The 10,116-nt window shown below is 50.1% G+C and carries 8 protein-coding genes, 1 pseudogene and 1 riboswitch; of the genes and pseudogenes, 4 read left to right on the top strand and 5 right to left on the bottom strand.

Going from position 1 to position 10,116, the window contains the following annotated elements:
• Positions 1 to 163 precede the first annotated feature (163 nt).
• Together IKE44_RS12245 and IKE44_RS12240 are read left to right on the top strand one after the other, a co-directional pair.
• Entirely contained in the window at positions 164 to 517 is a 354-nt protein-coding gene (locus IKE44_RS12245; protein ID WP_049626477.1) for a 2Fe-2S iron-sulfur cluster-binding protein, read from the top strand.
• 129 nt (positions 518 to 646) lie between these two features.
• The gene (locus IKE44_RS12240) at positions 647 to 1,183 is read left to right on the top strand and encodes an HD domain-containing protein (RefSeq protein WP_013146000.1); all 537 of its coding nucleotides are present in this window, start codon (positions 647 to 649) and stop codon (positions 1,181 to 1,183) included.
• A gap of 169 nt (positions 1,184 to 1,352) precedes the next feature.
• Here IKE44_RS12240 and IKE44_RS12235 read toward each other — a convergent pair whose 3' ends face one another.
• The 5 genes and pseudogenes from IKE44_RS12235 to asnB all read right to left on the bottom strand — a co-directional run bounded on the left by IKE44_RS12235 (position 1,353) and on the right by asnB (position 7,736).
• The gene (locus IKE44_RS12235; protein WP_227412717.1) at positions 1,353 to 1,520 is read right to left on the bottom strand and encodes a gamma-glutamylcyclotransferase; all 168 of its coding nucleotides are present in this window, start codon (positions 1,518 to 1,520) and stop codon (positions 1,353 to 1,355) included.
• A 31-nt stretch (positions 1,521 to 1,551) separates the two neighbouring features.
• Positions 1,552 to 1,704 carry a hypothetical protein gene (locus IKE44_RS12230; protein WP_231107640.1) on the bottom strand — a complete coding sequence of 51 codons (153 nt, stop codon included), beginning with the start codon at positions 1,702 to 1,704 and terminating at the stop codon, positions 1,552 to 1,554.
• A 200-nt stretch (positions 1,705 to 1,904) separates the two neighbouring features.
• Positions 1,905 to 2,945, bottom strand: a complete 1,041-nt coding sequence (locus IKE44_RS12225; protein WP_033015786.1) for a ribonucleotide-diphosphate reductase subunit beta — start codon at positions 2,943 to 2,945, stop codon at positions 1,905 to 1,907.
• A gap of 74 nt (positions 2,946 to 3,019) precedes the next feature.
• Positions 3,020 to 5,301, bottom strand: a pseudogene (locus IKE44_RS12220) (ribonucleoside-diphosphate reductase subunit alpha).
• A gap of 130 nt (positions 5,302 to 5,431) precedes the next feature.
• A riboswitch (cobalamin riboswitch) is annotated at positions 5,432 to 5,627 on the bottom strand.
• 201 nt (positions 5,628 to 5,828) lie between these two features.
• Entirely contained in the window at positions 5,829 to 7,736 is a 1,908-nt protein-coding gene (gene asnB / locus IKE44_RS12215) for an asparagine synthase (glutamine-hydrolyzing) (RefSeq protein ID WP_287466040.1), read from the bottom strand.
• A gap of 286 nt (positions 7,737 to 8,022) precedes the next feature.
• Here asnB and IKE44_RS12210 point away from each other — a divergent pair, with 286 nt between their 5' ends.
• A complete protein-coding gene (locus IKE44_RS12210) occupies positions 8,023 to 8,913 on the top strand; it encodes a C39 family peptidase (protein ID WP_287466038.1) in 891 nt (296 codons plus the stop codon).
• A gap of 128 nt (positions 8,914 to 9,041) precedes the next feature.
• Positions 9,042 to 10,116 (top strand): multicopper oxidase family protein (locus IKE44_RS12205; protein WP_287466036.1); only part of this gene is annotated, 1,075 nt, incomplete at its 3' end.

Raw genomic sequence — 10,116 nt, 5'->3', positions numbered from 1 at the left:
TGAGCGTACATGCGAATTTTCCTCCAATGGTTTGGTTTGGACACCTTTACCATACAGGAAAATTCGCATTTTTTGTACCCTCTATTTTCTCTATGCACACCGATCTTCAATGATCAAGTACAACTTGTGGTGAAGAGCCAATTTAAAGGAGATGTGTAAAAAAATGGATAAAACATTCACGGTCGGCTCACTGAAGCCTGCCGTCCGGCCATCGGAGCGCTCCATTTCTGCCGCGCCGCCTAAGCCCGATGGGCCGTCCGCCGTGCGGCCGTCTGTCATTCAAATCGAACAAAAAGGGAAAACGTTCACCGTGCAGCCAGCCCCCGGCGTTTCGCTTCTTGACGCCGCCCTAGGACAAGGTGTTCTGCTCGATCACAAATGCAAAAAAGGAACGTGTGGCCGTTGCATGGTCACCGTTCTCGCCGGCGCTCACCTTCTCGCTCCGAAAACGCGGCGCGAGCGCGAAAAAACGGATCAACCAGCCAAACGGCTTGCCTGCCAAGCACAAATCCAATAAGCCGAGCGCTATTTTAGCACGATCGGCTTATTTTTTCCCATGCAACCGCTCCCACCTACTTTCTCTCATTGCCTGACTCTTTACGCCATGGTATGATGGTGAGAAATACAAAAAACGGAGGGGATGCCTATGAGAACGGTCACCTTAACCGACGTCTTTGCCCATCCGATTGCGCAAAAATATTTAAAACGATCCGGCCTCGCCCACGCCATCACCGCGGCGTACCATGCCTACCACCTTGCCCTCCGCCACGGAGTAAACGTCGACTTGGCGACAAAAGCGGCACTGCTTCATGATATCGGCCATTACACATGGTACAAAAACGGCCGTTGGGACTACGAACAATACCGGCAAAACGACATCCATGCCATCAAAGGGGCCGAGCGCGCCCATAAGCTGCTGATCCGCCTTGGCGAACATCCGCAAAACGCTAAGGAAATTGCCCTGGCGATTTTGCTTCATACCGATTCCTACCTTCCAGAAGGAGAATGGAAACGAACGCCGCTTCAAGCCATCGTCAAATGGGCCGACGAAGCCGACGAGGAGCCCGGCGGCCGCCACCATTATCGAACGATCAGCGACGACTTAGCGTGGAAAAAAATCCGCCAGCTCGACGAACTCGTCAGCCGTCAGCACGGAAAAGAGCGACTCGGGGATATTGTTTGACCGCTTGCCTTGATGTCGCCATTCCCTTTGAACAGACGCGAAACATCGCCACGAACAATGTATGCTCTGAACGGAAACAGCTCACCCTTTCATCAGGTGGGCTGCTCGCGCGCCAGCGACACAGAACGATACACACCATCGAATGCCCTCCTATATCCTCATCGTCCACTCACGCTTTAAGTTTGGCGTGTTGCTCAAGCCACTCTTTTCGTTCTGATGGGTACACGTACGTGTAACACGTGTACTTCTCGCCATCAGCATCTATGGCGGTCACGGTGATCCGTTCATAATGGTTAGGCTGTCCCGGGCCGTGATACCCTTCAAGCTGGTCAAGTATGGCAAGCGACGTTTCCGGGTCGCCAAGCTGGTTATAGGCGATGGCGCTTGAACCCAGCTGAGCGAAACGTTGAAAAATCGCTTCTCCCCCTCTTCAGCCATACCTCGTCATTGTCGTGCTCCTCTTCCACGAGCCACTGATTCAATTGCTCGCGCAGCCGTTCGATTTCCTGTTTTTTCCCCACTTCTCCCGTCCCCTTTCGCATTCAAAAGCAAGTTTTTTCTCATTATACCAAGGTAAGGCGCCCAAGCCTACCGTCCGACAACAAACCGCAACATCTCTTTTCCTTTTCTCTTCCCCATTGTATAATGCAGCGAGAATCCCTCCGTTAATCATGTTTTCCGGCAAAAAACCGCGTTGGACGATGCCCCAACGCGGGTTTCCTTACAGCTCATCAAACCCATTATCGACTTGTACTTTCGTATACTGGCGTGGTTTTTGCTCGAAGAAGTCTGATTTGCCAAGGTCAACTTCTTCATACGCTTTAATCCAGCGGAGTGGGTTCGTCCGGTAGCCGTCAAACGGGCGGTCAAATCCGAGCTGGTGGGCGCGGACGTTGGCGTAAAACTTAATGTACGCTTCCAAATCAGCCAAGTCGATGCCATCGATGTCATTCCCAATGATTTCCCGAGCCCATTCGATTTCCAGCTCTGCCGCTTTCATAAACGTGTTCCGGACGAAATCGGCAAGCTCCGGCGTCCGATACTCTGGGTATTCGTTCAACACTTCCTTGAAAATTTTTGTAAACAAATCAACATGAATGTGCTCGTCACGGTTGATGTAATTGATCATCGTGCTCGTCGCCACCATTTTTTGCTGGCGCGCGAGGTTGTAGAAAAAGGCGAACCCCGAGTAGAAAAACAATCCTTCTAAAATAACGTCAAAGACGATCGACCGCAGCAAGTTCTCCACGTTCGGCTCTTCGGCAAACGCCTTGTAGCCGTTCGTCACAAAATCGTTCCGCTTGCGTAGCGTCGGTTCGTTTCGCCAAAAGTCGAATACTTCATCTTGCTTTGCTTTCGGCACAAGGCTCGAGAGCACGTACGAATAGGAATGGTTGTGAATGACTTCCTGCTGGGCGAGCATGATCATGAGCGCATTGATGCTCGGGTCCGTAATGTAATCAGCGACACGTCCGGCGTAGTCGGTTTGGATGCTGTCAAGCAGCGCCAAGAGTCCAATGATTTTCAAAAACGCATCCTGCTCGCGGGCGGTCAGCTGCGGAAACTGCTTCACATCTTGGGCCATATTGATTTCAAACGGCGTCCAAAAGTTGGCGAGCATTCGCTTATATTTCGCATACGCCCATGGGTAGGCGATATCGTCCCAGTTCAACACATTCGAGCAGCGGCCGTTGATAATGCCCGTCGAACGGTTCGGCGCCTCTGGATCCATAATCGGCCGTTTGACTAAGCTGATTGTCATGATCCATTCCTCCCTTTCAGCTAAGCTTCGGCGTGAATCTTTCCCCGGAATCGGCAACGTCTGGGGGAAGACCGTCAGCTCGCGCAAGAATCGCACTCGTCGATCGTCCCCGATGTCGAACGCACGTAATACGTCGTTTTCAGCCCCGACTTCCACGCCGTCAAATGCAAATCGAGCAGCTCTTTTGCCTTAATCGTGTTCACGACGTAGAAGTTAAAGGAGATGGCTTGGTCGACATGGCGCTGGCGGGCGGCGTTTTGCTTGATGCTCCAGCGCTGGTCGATATGGTACGCCGATTTGTAATACCATGTCGTCTGTTCGTTTAAATCCGGCACCGTAACGGGAATCTTATAATCTTTCTTTTCCTCGGCGTACACTTTTAAGAAAATCGGGTCAATGCTCGCTGTACTGCCGGCGATGATCGACGTCGAGGCGTTCGGCGCCACCGCCATCACATAGCCGTTTCGCATCCCATAGCGGGCCACGTCTTGCTTCAGCCGATCCCAATCCAATTCACCGTGGCTTTCGTAGCCGCGCCGCTCAAAATAAGCGCCTGTCTGCCAGTCCGACCCCGGAAACGCCGGGTAGCTCCCTTTCTCTTTGGCGAGCTCCATGCTCGCTTGAATCGCCAAATACGCGATCGTTTCATACAGCTCGTCGGCATAGCGGACCGCTTCGTCCGACTCCCAGCGAATGCCTTTTAACGCAACAAATGATGCCAGCCAAAGGTTCCAAGCCCGACAGCGCGGTATTTTTCGTTCGTCAGGCCGGCTTGCAGCACAGGGATATTGTTTAAATCAATGACATTATCGAGCATCCGCATTTGAATCGGGATCAGCCGCGCCAAAACGCCGTCGGTCACCGCCCGCGCCAAGTTGATCGACGATAAGTTGCAGACGACAAAATCGCCTGGGATTTTCTCAATGATGATCGTCCCGTCTTTCACATATTGCCGCTTCGTCACTGTCGGGCTTTGGTTTTGCGCGATTTCCGTGCAAAGGTTGCTGCAGTAGATCATCCCGAGATGGCGGTTCGGGTTTTGCCGGTTCACTTCATCGTGGTAAAACATAAACGGCGTCCCCGACTCGAGCTGGCTGCGCATAATGCTTTTCATCACGTCGATCGCCGGCACTTTTTCTTTCGACAGCCTTGGTTCGTTGACGCATTGCCAATATTTCTCGCGGAAACTCCCGCGCCCTTTTTCCTCATCATAAAAATTTTCCAAGCTAAACCCCATCACCTTCCGCACTTCATGCGGATCAAACAAGTACCAGTCGCCGCGCTGTTCGACTTGCTCCATGAACAAATCAGGGATGCACACGCCGGTGAACAAATCATGCGTCCGCAGCCGTTCGTCGCCGTTGTTGAGCCGCGCATCGAGAAACGCAAAAATGTCTTTATGCCATACATCTAAATAGACGGAAATGGCTCCTTTTCGCTGTCCCAACTGATCGACGCTCACCGCTGTATTGTTCAACTGCTTCATCCACGGGATGACGCCGGAGGAGACCCCTTTGAATCCTTTGATGTCGCTGCCGCGCGACCGGATTTTGCCTAAATAGACGCCGATGCCGCCGCCCGATTTCGACAAATTGGCGATGTCGGTGTTGCTGTCATAAATTCCTTGCAAGCTGTCATCGACCGTATCGACAAAGCAGCTCGACAGCTGGCCGTACGACTTCCCAGCGTTGGCAAGCGTCGGCGTCGCCACGGTCATGTATAAGTTGCTTAACGCCCAATACGCTTCCTTCACGAGCGCAAGGCGCCGCTTTTGCGGTTCATTCGCCATGAGCGTCATGGCAATGACCAAAAACCGCTCCTGCGGCAATTCATACAACCGCCGCTCATAATCGCGCGCCAAATACCGGTCCGCGAGCGTGCGCAGCCCAATGTACGTAAACAGCTTGTCCTTCTCCGGATCAAGAAACGCACCGATGGCGTCGACTTCTTCTTTCGTATAACGTTCAAGCAAGAACGGACTGTACACCCCTTGTTCCGTCAGCGCAACAAGCAGCGAGTAGAAATCGCCATACCGCTCGCGTTCATCGTACCCGCGCTGCCGCGCCGCTTCACGGTACAATTGCCGCAAATACAGCCGGGCGCACACAAACGTCCAGTCCGGCTCCTCTTCATCAATGTAAGAAAGTCCTTCCAAAATAGCCGTTTGGTGCAGCTGTTCTACCGTGACGGACTCCTTTCGGCTAAGAAGCTGCCAAACACGCTCGACGTATTCATCAAGCGACAGACGGCCGAATCCAGCGGCGGCTTGCCCAATCAGCGACACAAACTCTTCACGTGAAAACGAAACCGACTTCCCTTGATCATCGAGGATGACCGTTTTCGTCAATGTGGTCATTCGTTTCTTCTCTCCTTCCATAAAAAAATCCGCTCGGGCAGGCGAGCGGATGAAACGACAGACGAAAAAAGGCAGACGAACCCTTTGTTCTTTTCCCCTATCGTTTCATCTTCTCACACCCCGAAGAACATGAAACGTTCCAAGCAAGGCAGGTCTCCTGACTCGTGCATCGTCCTACTTTGGGGCCTTCCCAGCGGCGCGCCGAACAGCTCTTGCCGCCAGTGGCCATCCCATTTCGTCCGCACATACAGTTGCGGGGGCAGTTCCGGATTCGCACCGGATTCCCTATTAAGTCCTGATGGACACCGTTGCTTGGCAGAACAATATGTAGTTGTAAAAAAAGACCTCAAAACCAATATATAGTAGTTTAGCATCCTGATGGAACAAGCATATACCAAAACCGGGAAAATTGCAAGAGCGGGAGAAAGCAAATTTTCTCTTTCGCTTCGCCAAAGGCAAGGAAACTGTCCGCACCATCGAAAAAGGCGTTCTAGGTGTCGCCCTTAGAACGCCCTGTCGTTTCCCTGCTACGCCTCCAAAACAGACGCTGGCCGCTCCTCGCTTTGTGCGGATGAAGCAAAATCGTACTTCTTTTCCACATACACTTGATGCCAAACCATAAACGCCAACACCGTCCACAGCTTGCGGCTGTGGTCCGCCTTGTGGCGGGCATGTTCATCCAGCAGCCGATAGAGCACGTCCTTATGGAACAGATGATCAGTTTCGCTTTCGTTGATGAGCTGTCTCGCCCAGTCATACATTTCGTTTTTCAGCCAGTGGCGAATCGGCACGGGGAACCCTAATTTTTTCCGGTTTAACACATGATCCGGCACGATGCCTTCGGCGGCTTTACGTAAAATATATTTCGTCGTACCGTTGGCTATCTTCATATCAGGGGCGATTTGCCTAGCAACCTCAAATACCTTTTTGTCTAAAAAGGGAACGCGCAGCTCAAGCGAATGGGCCATCGTCATTTTGTCCGCTTTGACTAAAATATCGCCCCTTAGCCATGTATGAAGATCAATATACTGCATCCGGTTGACGGGCGGGTCATGAAGCGTTTCGCGGTAAAACGGAGCCGTCACCGCCGTATATTCGCACCCTCCTCGGTACGTTTTGAGCAGCGCCGCTTTTTCCTTTTCGCTATAGATTTTGGCATTGCCGACATACCGCTCTTCAAGCGGCGTCGTGCCGCGCTCCAAAAAGCTTTTTCCTTTCATTCCGTCCGGAAGCAGCTTCGCGATCATCCGCAACACCGCTTTTACGATGTTTGGCATACGCACAAACAGCCGCAGCGACTCTGGTTCGCGGTAAATGTTGTAACCGCCGAACAGCTCGTCCGCCCCTTCGCCAGAAAGCACAACCGTGACATGCTTTCTCGCCTCACGAGCGACAAAATAAAGCGGCACCGCCGCAGGATCGGCAAGCGGATCGTCCATATGCCACATAATTTTCGGCAGCTCTTCCATATACTCCTGCGGTGAGATGACATAGCTAATGTTGTCTACCCCAAGCTTCTCTGCCGTTTCTTTTGCGACATCGATTTCACTGAACCCTTCCCGCTCAAATCCGACGGAAAAGGTCTTCAGGTGCGGATGGAATTGTTTCGCGATGGCGGCGATGAACGATGAATCAATGCCTCCCGACAAAAACGCACCGACCGGCACATCGCTGCGCATATGGACGTTGACCGAATCAAACAGCGCATCGCGGATTTTCTTTACAAGCTCCTCTTCCGATTGGCGAATGGGGTCGAAGGATGCCTTCCAATAACGATGAATCGTGAGCGGTTTTCCGACTTGTTTCTTGAGATAATGCCCCGGCTCCAGCTTGTAAATGCCGGCCGACATCGTCAGCGGCTCAGGGACATATTGGAATGTTAAATAATGCTGCAGGGAATCGCCGTTTAGCGACTCCTGTCCCAGAGCGAGCAAGATGCTTTTCTTTTCCGAAGCGAAAAACGTGCAGTCTCCTTGCTCCGCATAAAAAAACGGCTTAATGCCGAACGGATCCCGCGCCGCAAACACCGTTTTCTCTTGCTTGTCCCAAATGACAAACGCAAACATCCCGCGCAGCTTTTCGACCGCTTTTTCTTTTTCCGCGCTGTAAAGGGCGACAATCACCTCGGTATCCGAATGCGTCGCAAACGAATATCCTTTCGCCGCCAGCTCTTCCCGCAATTCAAGATAGTTGTAAATTTCCCCGTTAAAAATGATCCAATATCGATCGTTTTCATAAGACAGCGGCTGATGTCCCGCCTCCAGATCGATGATGCTCAGCCGCCGAAAGCCAAAACTCACGTAGTCATCAAAAAAATACCCCTCATCGTCGGGGCCGCGATGGGTAATCAGGCGGTTCATCTCCACCAACGTTGTTTTCCATGTTTGCTCAATCGCTCTCGGGCGATCATGAATACAGCCAATAAAACCGCACATGGCGATGATTGTCCCTCCACTTTGCTAAGAAGAATTCAAAAACAACACCAAAAACCTTTTTGTTTAAAACTAAAATGATTTATACAAAGACACTTTCATTCTATCATACACAACATCAAGTTTCAAAAACAATCTGTTTCCATTTTTTCAGGAAAACTGCTTGCAAGATTTTCAGTTTCTCATAATATTAACGCTAAAATATGGAGAAAGTGTGAATTTCACCATTTTTGCACATCGATCTGTTACTATAAAAACACACACGTGTTATAAAGGAGTTGAGAATGGCTTGTTAGCGTTTATCCTTTTTTTGACTTTTCTCATCGTTTCCCTTTGTTTTGTTCTCTTGAGAAGACCTCTAAACGGGAGGATGGATCAACTGTCGCTCGGATTGTTTATTTCCTGTTTCTTGCTATTGGCCGCCTCATTATCCTATTATGCAAGTTCGGCCCAGATAGGCGATGCCATCAAAGCCTTCATACAGAACAGAAACAGCAGAGAAACCGACCCGTCCCCGAGCAATCAAGCAAAGGAGGCGAATCGATCAGTTGCCTCTTCAAAGAAACAAGCGCTAAGGACATCCGTCCTGATTGACGCCCCCCTTTTGTCTCAGCTTCCGGAACTGCCAAGAGGATGCGAAGTAACCAGCTTGGCCATGCTCTTGAATCATGCCGGCATTCGCGTCGATAAGATGACGTTGGCGAAACAAATCAAGAAAAATCCTACTCCGTATCAAGTGCGAAATGGCCAAGTGTTTTACGGCCACCCAAATGAAGGGTTTGTCGGCGATATGTATACGTTATCGAAGCCTGGATACGGCGTGTACCATAAGCCGATCAAGCAGTTGGCTGAGCGGTACTTGCCGAACCAAATCATCGACTTAACAGGGCAATCGTTTGAGAACATCTATACATACTTGGCCAAAGGCACACCGGTTTGGGTGATCACCAACACCACCTTTCGTCCTCTTCCTCCCTCTGCCTTTTGGGAATGGCAAACCCCGCAAGGCCCGATCAAAATCACGTACCGGGAACACGCGGTGCTCATTACGGGATACGATGAGCAGTACATTTATTTCAATGATCCATTGACCGCTGTCAAAAACCAAAAAGCGCCGAAACAAGACTTTATCGACGCTTGGGTTCAAATGGGACGGCAGGCGATTACCTACCACCGTTAGACATCGGTGAATCCGAATCGCTTGCCTTTTTTACATTTCAGTTGAACGATTTTCTCCATACATTTTGCACATCTATTTTTTATCATATCATTGCATCTCCCACTACAAACTTAAGGAGGGAAAACGACATGAAAAAATGGCTGCTTGGCGCCATTTTCGCAGGAGTAGCAGCGATTGGCGCAGCTTGCTCAAATCCATCTTCCATGCAGGGACACGACATGTCCGGCATGAATATGGAAAAAGAAAATACTTCCGCTGAAACGAGCAAGCAGCAATTACCTTTGGCAACCAATACAGAAGTATTATCCGGGAAAGAAATTCACCTTACTGCGAAGGAAGCGTTATTACAAATCAACGATCAAGTCAAACTCCCGGTCTACACGTACAATGGATCGGTACCCGGTGCGCAAATCCGCGTAAAGCAAGGGGATAATGTGAAAATTGTTTTAAAAAATGAATTGCCAGAACCGATCACGATTCACTGGCACGGCTACCCTGTTCCAAATAACCAAGATGGAGTACCGGGTGTCACGATGGACGCCATTAAACCGGGTGAAACGTTTACGTATGAATTTACAGCAACCGTGCCGGGAACGTATTTTTATCATTCCCATCAAAAAAGCGCCGAGCAAGTGGACAAGGGATTATACGGTACATTAATCGTAGAACCGAAAAATGAAGAAAAAGTCGATCGAGATTACACGCTTGTATTAGATGAATGGATGAGCGACCCGGACGCCGAAAGCCATATGGACATGAATATGAGCGGCATGGATCATAGTAATATGAATAATGGAAATAGCTCTGATAATCAACAAATGGATATGAACAGCATGGGCCATGATATGAAGATGTATGATATTTTCACGATTAACGGGAAAAGCGGTTCCGCTGTCAAACCTTTAAAAGTGAAGAAAGGCGAAAAGGTGCGGCTTCGCCTTGTAAACGCAGGATACATGGCCCACAAACTTCACCTGCATGGTCATGAGTTTAAAATTGTCGCAACTGACGGGCAGCCGTTAAAAGATCCGCAACCAATCAAAGATGAACTTTTAAGTATTGCTCCGGGTGAGCGCTACGACATTGAGTTTATCGCCAATAGCCCGGGTGAATGGTTACTAGAATGTCACGGAAATATGAAAGGTACCGATGGCATGAAAGTGAAAATTCAATACGAAGGACAAGCAAACAATACGGACAAAG

The sequence above is a fragment of the Geobacillus sp. genome (assembly GCF_017515625.1).
In the GTDB taxonomy this organism is placed as follows: Bacteria; Bacillota; Bacilli; order Bacillales; family Anoxybacillaceae; genus Geobacillus; species Geobacillus stearothermophilus.
Note: the sequence above shows the minus strand (reverse complement) of the source record. Positions and strands in the feature narration are given on the sequence as shown.